Source organism: Ruegeria sp. CH10 (assembly GCF_056537125.1).
This window is the reverse complement of the sequence record NZ_JBQFQY010000007.1, coordinates 122,561-139,894: the sequence shown is the minus strand read 5'-3', so window position 1 is coordinate 139,894 and position 17,334 is coordinate 122,561. Positions and strand designations below refer to the sequence as shown.

General features: G+C 59.2%; 19 protein-coding genes. 12 read left to right on the top strand and 7 right to left on the bottom strand.

Going from position 1 to position 17,334, the window contains the following annotated elements; translation table 11 throughout:
• Positions 1-14: 14 nt before the first annotated feature.
• Positions 15-467 carry a MarR family winged helix-turn-helix transcriptional regulator gene (locus ACRZ94_RS18385; protein WP_480655947.1) on the bottom strand — a complete coding sequence of 151 codons (453 nt, stop codon included), beginning with the start codon at positions 465-467 and terminating at the stop codon, positions 15-17.
• A 57-nt stretch (positions 468-524) separates the two neighbouring features.
• On the opposite strand from ACRZ94_RS18385, the gene hmgA reads away from it, so the two are divergent.
• The 7 genes from hmgA (at position 525) to ACRZ94_RS18350 (ending at position 7,240) form a co-directional block, all read left to right on the top strand.
• Complete coding sequence (gene hmgA / locus ACRZ94_RS18380; protein WP_480655945.1) at positions 525-1,880, top strand: homogentisate 1,2-dioxygenase; 1,356 nt, start codon at positions 525-527, stop codon at positions 1,878-1,880.
• Positions 1,881-1,946: 66 nt separating this feature from the next.
• On the top strand, positions 1,947-3,203 hold the full coding sequence (gene fahA / locus ACRZ94_RS18375; RefSeq protein WP_480655944.1) for a fumarylacetoacetase: 1,257 nt from the start codon (positions 1,947-1,949) through the stop codon (positions 3,201-3,203).
• A gap of 87 nt (positions 3,204-3,290) precedes the next feature.
• Complete coding sequence (locus ACRZ94_RS18370; RefSeq protein ID WP_480655942.1) at positions 3,291-4,241, top strand: MBL fold metallo-hydrolase; 951 nt, start codon at positions 3,291-3,293, stop codon at positions 4,239-4,241.
• Positions 4,242-4,377: 136 nt separating this feature from the next.
• Complete coding sequence (locus ACRZ94_RS18365) at positions 4,378-5,988, top strand: FAD-dependent oxidoreductase (protein WP_480655940.1); 1,611 nt, start codon at positions 4,378-4,380, stop codon at positions 5,986-5,988.
• Between the two features lie 5 nt (positions 5,989-5,993).
• Positions 5,994-6,191, top strand: coding sequence for a DUF2783 domain-containing protein (locus tag ACRZ94_RS18360; RefSeq protein ID WP_480655938.1), 198 nt, complete (start codon positions 5,994-5,996; stop codon positions 6,189-6,191).
• 4 nt (positions 6,192-6,195) lie between these two features.
• Positions 6,196-6,816 (top strand): maleylacetoacetate isomerase, encoded by a 621-nt coding sequence (gene maiA, locus ACRZ94_RS18355; protein ID WP_480655937.1) that lies wholly within the window; start codon positions 6,196-6,198, stop codon positions 6,814-6,816.
• 82 nt (positions 6,817-6,898) lie between these two features.
• A complete protein-coding gene (locus ACRZ94_RS18350) occupies positions 6,899-7,240 on the top strand; it encodes a DOPA 4,5-dioxygenase family protein (protein ID WP_480655935.1) in 342 nt (113 codons plus the stop codon).
• Here ACRZ94_RS18350 and ACRZ94_RS18345 read toward each other — a convergent pair.
• Positions 7,237-8,862: an acyl-CoA synthetase gene (locus ACRZ94_RS18345; protein ID WP_480798017.1), complete on the bottom strand. Its 1,626-nt coding sequence runs from the start codon at positions 8,860-8,862 to the stop codon at positions 7,237-7,239. The two genes, ACRZ94_RS18350 and ACRZ94_RS18345, sit on opposite strands and share 4 nt — an antisense overlap.
• Before the next feature lie 211 nt (positions 8,863-9,073).
• Here ACRZ94_RS18345 and ACRZ94_RS18340 point away from each other — a divergent pair, with 211 nt between their 5' ends.
• From ACRZ94_RS18340 to ACRZ94_RS18330, 3 genes are all read left to right on the top strand, one after another.
• Positions 9,074-10,465 carry an aminotransferase family protein gene (locus ACRZ94_RS18340; protein WP_480655932.1) on the top strand — a complete coding sequence of 464 codons (1,392 nt, stop codon included), beginning with the start codon at positions 9,074-9,076 and terminating at the stop codon, positions 10,463-10,465.
• 117 nt (positions 10,466-10,582) lie between these two features.
• The gene (locus tag ACRZ94_RS18335) at positions 10,583-11,029 is read left to right on the top strand and encodes a hypothetical protein (protein WP_480655930.1); all 447 of its coding nucleotides are present in this window, start codon (positions 10,583-10,585) and stop codon (positions 11,027-11,029) included.
• Between the two features lie 19 nt (positions 11,030-11,048).
• Positions 11,049-11,480, top strand: coding sequence for a hypothetical protein (locus ACRZ94_RS18330; protein ID WP_480655928.1), 432 nt, complete (start codon positions 11,049-11,051; stop codon positions 11,478-11,480).
• A gap of 115 nt (positions 11,481-11,595) precedes the next feature.
• On the opposite strand, the gene rplT is transcribed toward ACRZ94_RS18330, so the two are convergent.
• From rplT to pyk, 5 genes are all read right to left on the bottom strand, one after another.
• Positions 11,596-11,961, bottom strand: a complete 366-nt coding sequence (gene rplT / locus ACRZ94_RS18325) for a 50S ribosomal protein L20 (protein WP_480655926.1) — start codon at positions 11,959-11,961, stop codon at positions 11,596-11,598.
• A 14-nt stretch (positions 11,962-11,975) separates the two neighbouring features.
• Complete coding sequence (gene rpmI, locus ACRZ94_RS18320; protein WP_010443552.1) at positions 11,976-12,176, bottom strand: 50S ribosomal protein L35; 201 nt, start codon at positions 12,174-12,176, stop codon at positions 11,976-11,978.
• Between the two features lie 182 nt (positions 12,177-12,358).
• Positions 12,359-13,909, bottom strand: a complete 1,551-nt coding sequence (locus tag ACRZ94_RS18315; RefSeq protein ID WP_480798016.1) for an alanine/glycine:cation symporter family protein — start codon at positions 13,907-13,909, stop codon at positions 12,359-12,361.
• 14 nt (positions 13,910-13,923) lie between these two features.
• Positions 13,924-14,361 carry a universal stress protein gene (locus ACRZ94_RS18310; RefSeq protein WP_480798015.1) on the bottom strand — a complete coding sequence of 146 codons (438 nt, stop codon included), beginning with the start codon at positions 14,359-14,361 and terminating at the stop codon, positions 13,924-13,926.
• A gap of 247 nt (positions 14,362-14,608) precedes the next feature.
• Positions 14,609-16,054, bottom strand: coding sequence for a pyruvate kinase (pyk, locus tag ACRZ94_RS18305; protein WP_480798014.1), 1,446 nt, complete (start codon positions 16,052-16,054; stop codon positions 14,609-14,611).
• A 134-nt stretch (positions 16,055-16,188) separates the two neighbouring features.
• Here pyk and ACRZ94_RS18300 point away from each other — a divergent pair, with 134 nt between their 5' ends.
• The gene (locus ACRZ94_RS18300; protein WP_480655918.1) at positions 16,189-16,926 is read left to right on the top strand and encodes an N-formylglutamate amidohydrolase; all 738 of its coding nucleotides are present in this window, start codon (positions 16,189-16,191) and stop codon (positions 16,924-16,926) included.
• Between the two features lie 66 nt (positions 16,927-16,992).
• Complete coding sequence (locus tag ACRZ94_RS18295) at positions 16,993-17,307, top strand: DUF1244 domain-containing protein (RefSeq protein ID WP_480655916.1); 315 nt, start codon at positions 16,993-16,995, stop codon at positions 17,305-17,307.
• Positions 17,308-17,334: the final 27 nt, after the last annotated feature.

The window sequence follows — 17,334 nt, the reverse complement described above, 5'->3', positions numbered from 1 at the left end:
CCAATTTCCAGTATTCAATCTGTATCTGACAACTGCCTTAGCATTTTGCGCAACAGCATGACCTCATCCGGGCTGAACTGCGCGGTAAGGCGCGCATCATATTGCCGCGCGATACCACACAGCGTGCGAAAAGCAGACTGTCCGGCGGCAGTCAGCCTGAGGTGTTCCACCCGCCCATCCGCTGCGCTGCGCTCGCGCTGCAGGAACCGCCGCGCTTCCAGCCGATGGACAGCGCGGCTGATTTTGGTTTTGTGCAGGCGCGCGCGCGTTCCGATTTCGGTCGCAGTCATTTCCCCATAATTGCCCAGATGAAACAGCACGCGCCACTCGGTCCGCAACATGCCATAGCGATCCTTGTAGACCTTTTGAAACTCTAACGCGCTTTCCTCAGCCGCACGGTTTAGCAGATAAGGCAGGAAATCCCGCAGATCGAAATCATCGTTAGTGTTGGAATCATCGTGGGTCATCCTTGTTAGTTACAAAATCAACTATTATCCCTCAAGCAGCAAACACAGGAGCACAGGATGAAACATCCGACTGATCCACGCGAAATGACGCAGGCCAGCACGCCCGTTGGGGCGCATGCAGGCTACATGCCCGGCTGGGCCAATGACTTTGAGACCGAAGCCCTACCCGGCGCGCTGCCGCAAGGGATGAACAGCCCGCAACGCTGCAATTATGGCCTGTATGGCGAACAGCTCAGCGGCACGGCATTTACCGCCAACCCGCCCGAACGCACGTGGTGCTACCGTATCCGGCCCTCGGTCAAGCATTCGCAACGCTATGAAAAGATCGACCTGCCCTTTTGGAAAAGCGCGCCCTTCGTCGACCCGGACGTAATCAGCCTGGGACAATATCGATGGGACGCAGTGCCCCATACGGATCAGGGCCTGACCTGGCTAACCGGTATGCGCACCATGACCACAGCAGGCGACGTGAACACGCAGGTGGGAATGGCCAGCCATATCTATCTGGTCACCGATTCCATGGTGGACGATTACTTCTTCTCAGCCGATTCCGAGCTGTTGGTGGTGCCCCAAGAAGGCCGCCTGCGCTTTGCGACCGAGCTGGGGATCATCGATCTGGAACCCAAAGAGATCGCCATCATCCCGCGCGGGCTGGTATATCGCGTCGAAGTGCTAGAGGGCCCTGCGCGCGGTTTTGTCTGCGAGAACTACGGTCAGAAATTCGAACTGCCGGGCCGTGGCCCGATTGGTGCCAACTGCATGGCCAACCCGCGCGATTTCAAGGCACCCGTTGCCGCATTTGAGGATCGCGAAGTGCCCTCAACCGTCACCGTCAAATGGTGTGGACAGTTTCACACGACGAAGATCGGTCAAAGCCCGTTGGATGTGGTCGCATGGCACGGCAATTACGCGCCCTACAAATACGATCTGCGCACCTATTGCCCGGTCGGTGCGATCCTGTTCGACCACCCCGACCCATCGATCTTTACCGTGCTGACCGCCCCATCCGGGCAGCCTGGCACGGCCAATATCGACTTCGTCCTGTTCCGCGAACGCTGGATGGTGGCCGAGGATACGTTCCGCCCGCCCTGGTACCACAAGAACATCATGTCCGAGCTGATGGGTAACATCTACGGCCAGTATGATGCCAAACCGCAGGGCTTTGTCCCCGGCGGCATGAGCCTGCACAACATGATGCTGCCCCATGGCCCGGATCGCGAGGCGTTCGACAAGGCGTCAAATTCGAACTTGGGCCCGGACAAGCTGGACAACACCATGTCCTTCATGTTCGAGACCCGCTTTCCACAGCACCTGACCCCCTTTGCCGCCAACGAGGCCCCCTTGCAGGACGACTACATTGACTGCTGGACCTCGCTTGAGAAAAAGTTCGACGGCACCCCGGGTAAGAAATGAACACCGTTCGTGGTCCGAGATTTTTCGACGAAAAATCTTGTCCCCTGACAAAGGTTTGGAGACAACATGTCACTGAAGAAATCCTGGGTCGCTTCGGCCAATGATGCCCACCACCCGTTTCCCCTGAACAACCTTCCTTATGGTGTCTTCTCAACCGAAGAAGATGAACAGCGCTGCGGCGTGGCCGTCGGAGACATGATCCTTGACGTCACAACGGCCGAGGCCGAGGGGCTTATCACCCTGACCGACGAGCCGCTGTTCGACCTGCCCTTCTGGAACCCGCTGATGGAACAAGGTCCCGCAGTTTGGGCCGCGCTGCGCGCGCGTCTGACAGATCTGCTGGCCGAAGGCTCCGAAGAACAAGACAAGATTCGTGCCCTGCTGGTCGCCCAAATCGATGCCGAAATGCACATGCCCTTCGCCGTCAGCGAATACACCGACTTCTACGCAGGTCGCCACCACGCCCAAAACGTCGGCACCATGTTCCGGGGGCCGGAAAATGCTCTGCCGCCGAACTGGTTGCACATGCCCATCGGGTATAATGGCCGCGCGTCCTCGGTGGTGGTGTCGGGCACCGACATCCGTCGCCCCTGGGGGCAGCTGAAATCCCCCGACCACGATCGTCCCGCCTTTTTGCCCAGCCGCCGGTTCGACATCGAACTGGAAATGGGCGCAATTGTAGGCACCCCGTCCGAGGGTCCGATCTCGGTACAGCAGGCAGACGACAACATCTTTGGCTACGTGCTGCTGAACGATTGGTCAGCGCGCGACATCCAGGCATGGGAATACCAGCCCCTTGGGCCGTTTCAGGCCAAAGCCACCGCAACCTCGATCAGCCCCTGGATTGTCACCAAAGCCGCGCTTGAGCCATTTCGCTGCGACACCCCGGCGCGTGAACATGAGCTGCTGGATCACCTCAAAGACTGCGGACCGATGCTGTTTGACATCGACCTCGCTGTGACGATGGCACCCGCTGGCAAACCCGCCACCACCATCGCCCGCACCAACTACCGCGAGATGTATTATTCAGCCGCGCAGCAACTGGCGCATCACACCACCTCGGGCTGTCCGATGAACACGGGCGATCTGCTGGGCTCGGGCACCATCTCGGGCCCCACAAAACCCGAACGCGGCTCACTGCTGGAACTGAGCTGGGGCGGCAAGGAACCTCTGACGCTCGATGCCGGCGAAACACGCAGCTTTATCGAAGACGGCGACACCCTGACCCTGACCGGCAGCGCCAAGGGCGACGGCTACACCATCGGGTTCGGCGATTGCACCGGCACGGTCCTGCCCGCCCAAACGGACCCCTACAAACGATAAACCCACCACTTCTTCTCGTCGAAAATACGGCCGCCGGAGGCGGTGCTACATCGCAACCAGTCCATAGCCTGAAAAAGGAAGCCCAACATGGCCAAGGCATTCGCGTCCCAGGGGGACATGTCTGAGAAAAAGATCAGCTTTACCGAAATCGGCGACGGACTCTATGCCTTCACCGCCGAGGGCGATCCGAATTCGGGCGTGATCATCGGCGATGACAGCGTGATGATTGTCGAAGCACAGGCCACCCCGCGTCTGGCCAGCAAAGTGATCGAATGCGTCCGCTCAGTGACGGACAAACCGATCACCCATGTGGCGCTGACCCATTACCACGCCGTGCGCGTACTGGGTGCCAGCGCCTTTGGGGCGCAGCAAATTCTGATGTCGGACATGGCCCGCGCCATGGTCGTCGAACGCGGGCAAGAGGATTGGGACAGTGAATTCCAGCGCTTCCCCCGCCTCTTCGAAGGGCACGAAAGCATCCCCGGTCTGACCTGGCCCACCACCACCTTCAGCGACACGATGACCGTCTATCTGGGCAACCGCCGGGTTGACCTGATGCATCTGGGCCGCGCCCACACCGCAGGTGACATCGTCATCCATGTGCCCGACCAGAACGTCATGTTCACCGGTGACATCGTCGAATATCACTCGGCCTGCTATTGCGGCGACGGGCATTTCAGCGATTGGAGCGATACGCTGGACGCGATCAAATGGTTCGACGTCGATGCGATCGCTCCGGGGCGGGGCGATGCCCTCATCGGAAAAGACATGGTCAATGCGGCCATCGAGAACACCCGTGACTTCGTCCAAAGCACCTACCGTCCGGCGGCAAAGGTAGCGGCACGCGGTGGGTCTTTGAAAGAGGCGTGGGACGCCGTGCGCGCCGAGTGCGACCCCAAATTCTCGGACTATGCAATCTACGAGCATTGCCTGCCCTTCAACGTCGCCCGCGCCTATGACGAGGCCCGCGGTATCGACACCCCGCGCATCTGGACCGCCCAGCGCGACCTTGAGATGTGGGAGGCACTGCAAAGCTAAGGACATTCCGTCGCATTTGATCCAGATCGTTTTGCGGCCGAATTTTCGGTGAAACCATGGGGATAAGCCCTCGGCTGGACACCGCCCGTGGGCACATCTTGCGCCACAGCGCCAGACCATCGGGGAGAGAGAGCCCATGAACAAGATTTTCGAAGTCCCGCTTTATGCCTATTCCCACAGTCCGGATCAGGACGCGCCAGCCCCGGTCCGCCACAAGGTGATCATCATTGGCGCGGGCCCAACCGGGCTGGCCGCAGCCATCGATCTGGCCCAGCAGGGGATCGAGGTCGTGGTGCTGGACGACAATGACAAGGTCAGTTTCGGCAGTCGCGCCATCTGCTTTTCGCAACGCACACTGGACATTGCCGACCGTCTGGGCGCGGGGCGTCCGATGTTGGAGAAAGGCGTTCTGTGGAACGCGGGCAAGGTCTTTTTCGACGAACGTCAGGTCTATGATTTCAACCTGCAACCTGACACCGGCTATGCAAACCCCGCCTTTATCAACCTGCAGCAATATTACGTGGAAATCGCGCTGGTCGAACGGGTTCGGGCCCTTCAAGCCGAGGGCGCACCGATCGAAATTCGCGGGCGCAACAAGGTTGAGGCGATTGGCACCCATGACGATTATGTCGCGCTTGAGGTCGAAACCCCCGAAGGGTCCTACACCGTTGAGGCCGACTGGCTGATCGCCTGTGACGGGGCGCATTCGCCCACGCGGCGGATGCTGGGGTTGGAGTTCGAAGGCCGCGTGTTCGAAGACAATTTCCTGATCGCCGACGTGGTGATGCAGGCGGATTTCCCCTCGGAACGTTGGTTCTGGTTCGACCCGCCCTTCAATCGTGGACAATCGGCGCTGTTGCACAAACAGCCCGACAACGTGTGGCGCATTGACCTGCAATTGGGATGGGACATCGACAAAGAGCGTGAGAAGCGGCCCGAGAACGTAATCCCAAGGCTCAAGGCCATGCTGGGCGAGGATGTGCCGTTCGAACTGGAATGGGTGTCAATCTATACGTTCCAATGCCGCCGCATGGACCGGTTCCGTTACGGTCGTGTTTTGTTTGCCGGCGACAGCGCCCATCAGGTCAGCCCGTTCGGCGCGCGCGGGGCCAATTCGGGCCTTCAGGATGCCGACAACCTGTGCTGGAAGCTGCAACTGGTCATAGACGGCCAAGCGCCCGAGATCCTTCTGGACAGCTACAACCGCGAGCGGGTGCAGGCCGCCGATGAGAACATCCGCGCCTCGACCCGTTCGACCGATTTCATCACGCCGAAGTCCGAGATGTCGCGCCTGTTCAGGGACGCAGTTCTGGACCTAAGCGAGCATTACGCCTTTGCCCGGCCCCTGGTGAATTCCGGGCGGCTGAGCACACCCTGCGCCTATGAGGGCTCCTCGCTGAGCTCGGCAGACGCGCTGGACGGGCCAGAGATCACCCGCCCCGGTGCCGCCTGCCCGGATGCGCCGCTGGGTGATGGTTTTCTGCTGCCAAAACTGGCAGGCAAGTTCACCTTGCTGACCATCGACGCCGACGCCCCCGAGCGGATCGAAGAAGGCGGGATCGAAGCCACAAGGCTGGCTGTCTCCGTCAAGGATGATCGGACGCAGGAACTCAAACGCCGTTATCTGGGGAACGCCCCATCCGGCGTCTATCTGATCCGCCCTGATCAGCACGTCGCGGCCAGACGCGACACGTTCGAGGAAAACGCATTCCGGCAAGCCCTTCGCCGGGCCACCGGTAAGGAGTAAGCAGCATGGCCGATTTGATCCTCACCCCAAATCTCGACAATGCCGACGATTTCTATGCCGGTTTGCTGGCCGCCCATGACGGGTTGGACAAGTCAGAAAGCGACGCCCTGAACGCGCGGCTGGTTCTGCTGCTGGCCAACCATATCGGACAGGCCGAAGTTCTGGCTCAGGCTTTGGACGCCGCCAGATTGCAGGACGATTGATTACATGAGCGGTGCGGTTCTGTACGATTACTGGCGCTCATCCGCCAGTTACCGGGTCCGCATCGCGCTGAACCTGGCCGGGATCACCTATCGTGCGGTCCCGGTCGACCTTAGGGGCGGAGATCAAAGGTCCCCGGACCATCTGGCACGCAACCCGCAGGGGCTGGTTCCTGTGCTGGAGATTGACGGGCTGCGACTGACGCAATCGCTGGCGATCATAGACTATCTGGATCAGACCCGCGGGCTCGGCCTTTTGCCCGCTGAACCTGCGCAAAGGGCCAGGGTTTCGGCTTTGGCGCAGTCGATTGCTGTCGACATCCATCCGGTCTGCAACCTGTCAGTGGCCCAGCATGCCACCGCCCGCGGCGGCGAAACGGGTGATTGGATGCGTCATTTCATCCGGCCGGGTCTGGTGGCGTTTGAAACCTTGCTGAACGGGTTCGAACAATCCCCCTATTGCACAGGGTCCGGGCCCAGCCTCGCCGATCTGTGCCTGATCCCGCAACTTTACAACGCGCACCGCTGGGATGTGGACCTGTCCGACCTGCCGCGTATTCAGGGGGTCGAAGCCGCCTGCGCGGATCATCCTGCCTTTGTCGCCGCCTACCCTAAGGCCCCGACCTGATGCACAGGGTCTGTGTGCGGGCAATGGTGTGAAACCCGACGCCATGGGTGTAGTTTCTTCGAAACGGATGCAGGAGGCCCCAATGCCCGAGATCACCGGCTATCACGCCCATGTCTATTTCGACGCCGAAACCCAAAACACCGCGCAACAGCTATGCCAAGAGGCCGCCCGCCTTTTTCCGGTTGAGATGGGCCGAATGCATGCCAAAAACGTCGGGCCGCACCCGCGATGGAGTTGCCAACTGGCCTTTACCCCGGACGCATTCGATCAGGTCATCCCCTGGCTGATGCTGAACCGGCAGGGCCTGACCATCTTCACCCATCCCGAAACCGGCCAGCACCTTGAAGATCACCGCGACCGGGCCATTTGGATGGGCGAGTTGTTGGACCTGAACCTGTCGATCTTTGACAAGGCGGGCGCCTAAAGCGCCCTTGCCTGATCCCTCAGCTTGAATTTCTGGATTTTCCCGGTCGAGGTTTTGGGCAACGCGCCAAACACCACCGTCTTGGGCGCTTTGAAATGGGCCATGTTATCGCGGCAAAAGGCGATGATCTCGGCATCGGTGGCCTGCGCATCGGGCTTGAGTTCGACAAAGGCGCAGGGCGTTTCACCCCATTTCTCGTCGGGGCGGGCGACCACGGCGGCCTCCATCACGGCGGGGTGTTTATAAAGGATGTCCTCAACCTCGACCGATGAGATATTCTCACCCCCCGAAATGATGATGTCCTTGGACCGGTCCTTCAGCGCGACATAGCCATCCGGGTGCATCACGCCCAGATCGCCCGAGGCGAACCACCCGCCCTTGAACGCCTTGTCCGTGGCATCAGCATTTTTCAGATAGCCCTTCATGACCACGTTGCCTTGCATGAAAATCTCGCCCATGGTTTCACCATCCGCGGGCACGGGCTCCAGCGTTTCGGGATCGGCCACCATCAACCCGGACAGGGCCGTATAACGCACCCCCTGCCGGACCTTCAGCGCGGCGCGATCTTCGGCGGGCTTGTCGTTCCATTCCTCTTTCCAGGCGCAGACAACCGAGGGACCGTAGGTTTCGGTCAGACCATAGACATGGGTCACGTCAACGCCCATCGCCTCCATTTTCTCAATCACGGCGGCGGGCGGCGGGGCCCCGGCGGTCATCACCTTGATCTGGTGATCGAAATCCTTGAGGTGATCGGGTGCGTTTGCCAGCATGTTCAGAACAATCGGCGCGCCGCAGAAATGGGTGACTTTTTCTTCGCGGAAGGCGGCATAGATCGGCTCATCCCGCACGGCCCGCAGGCAGACAGACACGCCGGCATTGGCCGCCATCGCCCAAGGGAAACACCAGCCATTGCAGTGGAACATCGGCAGTGTCCACAGATAGACCGAATGTTTGGGCATATCCCAATCTAACAGGTCCGACTGCGCATTCAGCATGGCCCCGCGGTGGTGATAGACGACGCCCTTGGGATTGCCCGTGGTGCCGGAGGTATAGTTCAGCGTGATCGCGTCCCATTCGTCATCGGGCAGCGACCAGGCAAAATCCGGGGATCCTTCGGTCAACAGGGTGTCATAAGTCAGCCCGCCCAGCTTTTCGCCTCCCTCAAAATCGGGGTCTTCAATGTCGACCACCAGAATATCGTGATCGACGTGTTTCAGGGCCTCTTTCACCACGCCCGAAAATTCGGGATCGACCAGCAAGACCTTGGATTCCGCATGGTTCAGGATGAAGGCAATGATCGGCGCGTCCAGCCGGGTGTTGATCGTGTTCAGCACCGCGCCTGCCATGGGCACGCCAAAATGGGCCTCATACATCTCGGGGATATTGGCCGCGATGATCGATACGGTATCGCCCTTGCCAATCCTCCGCGCAGAAAGCGCACCGGCCAGACGGCAGCACCGCCCATAGGTCTCGACCCAGCTGTAGCGACGCGCGCCATACACCACCGACGGATAGTCGGGATAGATCTGCGCGGTGCGCTCGATGAAACTCAGCGGGGACAAGGGCGTGTAATTCGCGCGGTTCTTGTCCAAATGACGTTCGTAAATATTGGTATCTGCCATTTGCTGACCCTCCCAGTTCAGATTTTGCGCGACTTGATCACAAAGTTTCGCATCTGACAAACCCGTATTAATACGCCAGCGCCATGGACTGGCGATACGGGATGGTGCAATCTGGCCCTATCTACAAATGGTCATTCGCGGTGATCTGAGCCATCAAAAAAACAGGGGCCTCAGGCACCTTGCGCACCCACTTTTGCTGAAAGGACATGTCATGGACGGCACGTTCAACGAAAACGATCTTTCCCGCGTGGTCGAGGCCGACCGCGCCCATATCTGGCACCACCTGATCCAGCATAAGCCCTTTGAAACCAACGATCCGCGCATCATTGTCGAAGGCAAAGGCATGCGCGTCTGGGACCAGAACGGCAAAGAACATCTGGATGCGGTTTCAGGCGGGGTCTGGACGGTCAACGTGGGCTATGGCCGCGAATCGATCTGCAAGGCCGTCTATGACCAACTGATGAAGCTGTGCTATTTCGCCAACTCGGCCGGGTCGATTCCCGGATCAATCTTTGCCGAAAAGCTGATCAGCAAGATGCCGGGCATGAGCCGGGTCTACTACATGAACTCGGGCTCTGAGGCGAATGAGAAAGCCTTCAAGATGGTCCGCCAGATCGCCCATAAGAAATACGGCGGCAAGAAGACCAAGATTCTGTATCGCGACCGGGATTATCACGGCTCGACTCTGGCGGCGATGTCGGCGGGTGGTCAGGACGAGCGCAACGCGCAATACGGCCCCTTTGCGCCCGATTTCGTGCGCGTGCCGCATTGCATGGAATACCGTAAACACGAGCTTGACGGCGCGCCCGAGGAGAACTTTGGCGAATGGGCCGCCGACCAGATCGAAGAGGTCATCCTGCGCGAAGGCCCCGACACTGTGGGTGCCCTGTGCCTGGAACCTGTGACCGCTGGCGGCGGCGTTATCGAGGCCCCCGAAGGCTATTGGCAGCGCGTGCAGGAGATTTGCGACAAGTATGACATCCTGCTGCATATCGACGAGGTTGTCTGCGGCGTCGGCCGCACCGGCACATGGTTTGGCTATCAGCAATATGGCGTGAAGCCTGACTTTGTAACCATGGCCAAAGGCGTCGCCTCGGGCTATGCGGCCATTGCCTGCATGGTCACGACCGAAGAAATCTTTGACATGTTCAAGGACAATGCCGACGACCCGATGAACTATTTCCGCGATATCTCGACCTTTGGCGGTTGCACAGCAGGCCCGGCAGCGGCGATCGAAAACATGCGGATCATCGAGGATGAGAACCTGCTGCAGAACTGCACGGACATGGGCGCTCGTATGATGGGCAACCTGCAGGGGCTGATGGAAAAGCACAAGGTCATCGGCGACGTACGCGGCAAGGGACTTTTCCTTGGGGCCGAGCTGGTCTCGGACCGTTCCACCCGCGAGCCGGTTGATGAAAAACTGGCGCAGGCCGTTGTGGCTGACTGTATGGCGCAGGGTGTGATCATCGGCGTCACCAACCGCTCGGTCCCGGGCCGGAACAACACGCTGTGCTTCTCGCCCGCGCTGATTGCGACGCCGGACGATATCGACCAGATCACCGATGCGGTGGACGGCGCGCTGGGGCGTGTCTTCGGCTAAAACCTGCGAAAGATGAAAACCGGCGCACCCTCGCGCCGGTTTTTTTGTGCCCGAACAAAACCTTGCCAAAACCCGCAACTCGGATAGCCTGTTTCTATTCCAGACAGGAGACCCCCGATGTTACGCGCCTTTTTCACCGCTTTCATTCTTGCCTTCACCACACCCGCATTTGCCGAACAAGGCAGCGGTTTTCCGCAGATCGTCGGTACCTGGCACGGCACCTATCTGGTGGGCTTTGCCAAATCGAACCCGAACCACGCCAAGGGCCTGCTGAAAACCGAGATGGAGCTGGAGATCACCAAGCTGGACGGCAACCTGATCACCGCCACCAACCGCTGGCGCCGGATCGGAGACAAAGACTGGATCATCGAAGAGGCGATGGGCACGTTTTCTCTGGACGATCCCACCCGCTTTGTTCTGGCCGAGGCAGGGATTTCAGGCGATGATGTATCCTCGGGGATATTCAACGGTGTCTATCTGGATGACGTGATCATGGTGACCTATGCAGGTCCGGGGACCGGGGTGGCGTTTGCGGCGCAGTTAGTGAAGAAGAGTGGTGAATAGCGTTATAGGGAACTATTTTGTGGATTTTTTGAATAGGCTACACAGCAGACTTGAAAGCTCAAAATGGCTGCCGTGGTTGGGCATGTTGCCACTTGTAGTTATGCTCGGTGTGGCCTTCGCAACGGAAGATACATTCAAGGCACTGGGCTTTGTAACGGTTACAGCGAGTATCTTCGGCGGCGCATGGTTGGGTAGTTACGCCGGGGCGCTCATCGGCAGACTAGTGTTCAAAAATCATCCACAGATACGAGAAAGACAGCGTGTTGCATTTACAGTTTTTGGATTCCTTTTCTTTCCCGTAGTGGTTGGAAAACTGACAAACACTTACCTCAACACTGGTATTGAGTTTTATTCCACTGGCAAACACCTCGCAATTGCCGGTTTTATGAGTTTCTTCGCCTTCTTAATTTCGTCGCCTAAATCGAAAACGAAGAACAGCGGTAACTGCTAGATACCATTCCAAAAAGCTCACGTTTTCCCTCTGAGCTTCTCAGCAGCGGACGGACAACCAAAAAAAGCCGCCCCAAGTGGGACGGCCTTTCATTCACTGTCTCTGTAGCAGAGGATCAGGCAGCCAGAGCGGCCTGAGCTTTGGCGACGATCGCGCCGAACGCTTCCGGTTCGTGCACGGCCAGGTCGGCCAGAACTTTGCGGTCCACTTCGATACCGGCCAGGGTCAGGCCGTTGATGAAGCGGGAATAGGTCAGAGCCTCGTCATGCGAACGGACAGCCGCGTTGATCCGCTGGATCCACAGCGCGCGGAAGTTGCGCTTGCGGTTCTTACGGTCGCGGGTTGCATACTGGTTGGCCTTGTCGACGGCCTGACGGGCGACCTTAAAGGTGCTCTTGCGGCGGCCATAGTAACCTTTGGCGGCCTTGATGACCTTCTTGTGACGGGCGTGAGTTACGGTTCCACCTTTAACGCGGGACATCTCTTAATCTCCTCTTAGCGGTCGTAGGGCATGTAGCCCTTGACGATCTTGGCGTCGGGGGCGGACAGGGTGGTGTTGCCACGGGCGTCGCGGATGAACTTTTTGGTCCGCTTGATCATGCCGTGCCGTTTGCCGGCCTGGCCAGCAAGGACCTTACCGGTCGCAGTCACCTTAAAGCGCTTCTTGGCGCTCGACTTAGTCTTCATCTTAGGCATTTCCGTCTCCTTTCAGGGTTCGGTACTAAACGCGACTCGGCATGCCATCTCGGCCGGTCACGCGATCAGAAGCGCCGTTTACGCAAGTTCGACCATACTGACAAGGGGGTTTCGACCAGAATCTGCGCTTTTCGCAGGCTGGTCAGGCACCGGGGCGACGCGCGCCGCCCCGGTGTATAGGATCAATGACCGAACTTGCGGATTTCACCGCTTTTCAGCCGGGCTGCATAGCTGGCCAGTTCCTCGCGCACGACCTTCATCAGGAAGTACAACGCAAAGACGTTCACGACCGCCATGGCAAAGATCGCTGCATCCGAGAAATCGATGACCGGACCAAGGTTGGCCGCCGCGCCGATTACCACGAAGACGCAGAAGATGATCTTGAAGATCAGCTCTTTGGTCTGCCCCTCACCGAACAGATAAGTCCACGCCTTGAGGCCATAGTAGGACCAGCTGATCATGGTCGAGAAGGCAAACAGAACCACCGCGATCGCCAACACATAGGGGAACCAGCCAAAGGCGCTGGCAAAGGCCGCCGAGGTCAGGCTGACGCCCGAGTTGCCGTCAACGGTGGCGATACCGCTGCCGTCTTCGGTCAGCATGTACAGACCGGTTTCCGGATCGATCAGCAACTGCTGCGTGATGATGATCACCAGCGCGGTCATGGTACAGATCACGACCGTATCGATGAACGGCTCCAGCAGGGAGACAAAGCCTTCGGTAATCGGCTCACTGGTCCGTACGGCCGAGTGTGCGATTGCCGCAGACCCGACGCCTGCTTCGTTGGAAAACGCCGCACGGCGGAAGCCCTGGATCAGCGCTCCGACCATACCGCCGGCAACGCCAAGACCGGTAAAGGCTCCGGCAAATATCTGACCAAAGGCCCAGCCGATCTGGTCTGCGTGCATGATGATGATCACCAGCGCCGCCAGCACATACATGACGCCCATGAACGGCACGACCTTTTCCGTCACACGCGCGATGGATTTCAGGCCGCCCACGATCACGGCAAAGACGATGCCTGCAAAGACCAGACCTGTGATCCAGCCCGGGTAATCCCCGACAATGCCCGCAATCTGCTGGTGCGCCTGATTGGCCTGGAACATGTTGCCCCCGCCCAGCGCGCCAAGGATACAGAAGATCGAGAACAGAACGGCCAAAATTTTGCCGCCCGGCAGGCCCAGTTCATTGAACCCTTTGGACATATAGTACATCGGGCCACCGGACACAGTGCCGTCTTCGTATTCGTTGCGGTATTTCACGCCCAGCGTACATTCGGTGAATTTCGAGGCCATGCCCAGCAGGCCCGCCATGATCATCCAGAAGGTCGCGCCCGGCCCGCCGATCCCGACGGCCACCGCGACACCGGCGATGTTACCCAGACCGACAGTCCCCGACAGCGCGGTTGCCAGCGCCTGAAAGTGGCTGACCTCCCCCGCGTCATTGGGGTCGGAATAGTCGCCTTTGACAAGGCTGACGGCATGGCCAAAGAACCGGAACTGCACAAAGGCGAAATACAGCGAGAAGACCGTCGCAGCGACTACCAGCCAGCCCACGATCCAGGGGAAGCCTGTGCCCGGGAACGGGGCAAAGATAAAGCTGACAAACGGCCCGGTGAAATCTGCAAAGGCCTGGTTGATCCTGTCATCCAGACCCGGCGCATCCTGCGCGAAAACGGGGTTGGCGATCAGGGCGGCAATGGCACCAAGGCCAAGGTTTCGAAGCAAATTCATTCCTGTCACTCCCCTCAGTTCACGACCGTGACCGGCACGTCGGCATGCATCACCAGATTCTGGGTCGAACTGCCAAAGAGCCGTTTCTTGAACCCATCCGCCGAGGCGCGCCCGACGATGATCTGGGTGCCGCCGTTGTCGACGGTGATCTTGTTCAGCGTCTCGGCCACATCGCCATGGCGGACAATGCCATGCGCCATGAAGCCTTCGGACTTCAGCCCGTCGACCGCTGGTGTGACAATGCGGTTGGTGGCCAGTTCGACCTCTTCCTCGCGCCGCTTGTGCCGCAGGGCGTTTTCTTCAGGTGTCTGAAAGGTGAATGGGGACCATTCGATGACATAGACCACCAGCAATTCGCAGGACCCGATGCGCCCAGCCAAATCCTTGGCAAAGGCAATCGCGCGTTCGCCGGTTTCTGTCCCGTCCAGTCCTATGACAATTTTCGTTGTCATGACGTTCCTCCATTATTTTTTGATTATACCGGGACCCGTGACCCCGGTGGGGCAGCCGGAACCTGGAACTATCTGAGTAGACCGCCCCTGACGCCCAGTATCCGAGAAAAACACCAAAAAACAGAGAGGTTTTTGCAGAATTCAACCGAGAGGGCGCTTTGTCATTGAAAATAATAGAAAAAAGTCGCCTATTTTTTAGGCGACTTATAAAAGTATCGATCTGATCCCTGCGGATTGCCAGCCAGACTCAACCCGGATCGGTGTTGTAGATCAACCGTTCGTCACACGGGGCGATCCGCAGAATATTGGTGGTTCCGGGCACATTGAAGGGTACACCGGCTGTGACGACAATCTGATCCGTCTCAGCCGCAAACCCGGCGGACCGCGCCGCGCGGGCGGCGTTGACGACGGCCCCCTTGAACCGCTCAAGCTCGGGCGTCATCACACAATGGCAGCCCCAGGTCAGGCACAGGCGGCGGGCCGTACCGGTGGCGGGTGTCATCGCGATGATGGGCACGCCGGGCCGTTCCCGCGCGGTCAGAAGGGCAGTCGTGCCACTTTGCGTAAAGCAGCAGATGGCCTTGATGTCCGTCTTTTCCGCAATCTCACGCGCGGCGGCCACAATCCCATCCGCGATGGTTGTACCCTTGGCCGACCGTGACGAGGCGATGATCTGACCATAGGTCGGGTCGGCCTCAACCTCGATGGCGACCTTGTTCATGGTCTGCACGGCCTCAATCGGATAAGACCCTGCCGCCGACTCCGCGCTGAGCATGATGGCGTCGGTGCCTTCATAGATGGCAGTCGCCACGTCCGAAACCTCGGCCCGGGTTGGCATCGGACTTTCGATCATGCTCTCCAACATTTGGGTCGCCACGATCACCGGCTTGGCCGCGCCCCGGCACTTGCGCACCAGGCGCTTTTGAATGGGCGGCACCGCTGAAACAGGCAGCTCCACACCCAGATCGCCCCGCGCGACCATGATCCCGTCCGAGGCGTCAAGGATGTCGTCAAACGCCTCAACCGCCGCGGGCTTTTCGATCTTGGACAGGATCGAGGCCCGCCCATCCGCCAACGCACGGGCTTCGAACACGTCCTTTGCACGCTGCACAAAGCTGAGCGCCAGCCAATCGACCCCCAACTGACACACAAATTCCAGATCGTCCCGGTCCTTTTCCGACAGCGCCGCCAGTGGCAGTACAACGTCAGGAACATTCACGCCCTTGCGGTTTGAGATCGTCCCGCCAACCTCAACCGTGCAATTGGCAAAATCCTGACCACAGTCCTGAACGACCAGTCGTATCTTGCCGTCATTGACCAGCAACCGCGCGCCCGGCTCCAACGCCGCAAAAATCTCGGGATGCGGCAGGCATACGCGTCCGGCATCACCGGGGGCCGGGTCTAGATCCAGGCGGAACATCGCGCCCTCTTCCAGCTCTTCGGCGTCGTTGGCGAACACACCGACCCGCAGCTTCGGCCCCTGAAGGTCCGCCAGAATCGCGATCGGGCTGTCCAGGTCTTTTTCAACCTGACGGATAATCCGGTGCCGCTCGCGGATTTCATCATGGCTGCCATGGCTCATGTTCAGGCGGAACACGTCGGCGCCGGCCTCATGCAGGGCGCGGATCATGTCATAGTCATTTGACGCCGGTCCCAGCGTCGCCACGATTTTTACACTTCTCAGGCGTCGCATTGGTGGTGCTCTCCTCACGTCTTGATTTTGTCTTCGCGCAATTGTTACCGCAAACATTGCTTATGGCCGCTTATTGCGCAATTCCCTTTTTAAAGCAACTGCCCTACACCTGCGACAAACTAGATGACAGGCTTATGACGTATTCCCCGTTTTTTATCCACGGCGCTGATCGCCCTTCGCGCTGGCTGATCACATGTGACCATGCCACAAACACTGTCCCGCCCGAAATAAACGGCGGCGACCTTGGCCTGCCGCGCGAGGATATGGAACGTCACATCGCCTATGATGTCGGGGCCTATGAGGTTTCAAAACATCTGGGGGAAATCCTGAACGCACCTGTTGTGGCTGCCAATTTCTCACGCCTGGTGATCGACCCGAACCGGGGTGAGGATGACCCGACACTGCTGATGAAGCTGTATGACGGCTCGATCATCCCCGGCAACCGCCACGCTGACGCGGCCGAGCGGGAACGGCGGCTGAATATGTGCTACCGCCCCTATCACACCGCCTTGGCAGAGTTCGCCGCCCTGCCCCATGCGGTGATCATCTCGATGCACTCCTTCACGCGCCAGCTGCGCGGACGCGAACCCCGCCCGTGGCATGTCGGCGTGCTGCACACCCCGGACAAGCGTTTTTCGCGCCCGCTGATCAATCGGCTACAGGCCGAGGGCGACCTGTGCGTCGGCGTCAACGAGCCCTATACCGGCGTCCTGCCCGGCGATGCCATCGACAAGCACTGCACCGCTTTTGGCCGCCCCAATGCGCTGATCGAGTTACGCAATGACCTGATCGCTGATCACGCGGGCCAACGGGACTGGGCGGAACGTCTGGCCGTGGTGCTGCAAGATGCGCTGACGGCCAGCGAACTATAGCGCTGCATTGAAAGACGCGCCTTCCACCGCTACTTGAATAGGCAACACGCCAACCGGAGTCAGCCCATGGACAAGCAAACCGAAATCGAACTTCAGGCCGCCGCGTTTCGACGCTTGCAAAAGCACCTGATGGAAGACCGCACCGATGTTCAGAACATCGACATGATGAACCTTGCCGGGTTCTGCCGCAACTGCCTGTCGCGCTGGTATCAGGAAGCGGCCAATGAAAAAGGCATCGAGATGGGCAAGGACGAAGCCCGCCAGATTTTCTACGGCATGACCATGGATGAGTGGAAAGCCAACTATCAGACCGAGGCCAGCCCCGAAAAACAGGCCGCCTTCGAGGTCGCATTCGAAGAAAACGTTACGAAAAAGGGTTAAGCCCGGAAATCAAAAAGGCCCGCCGGT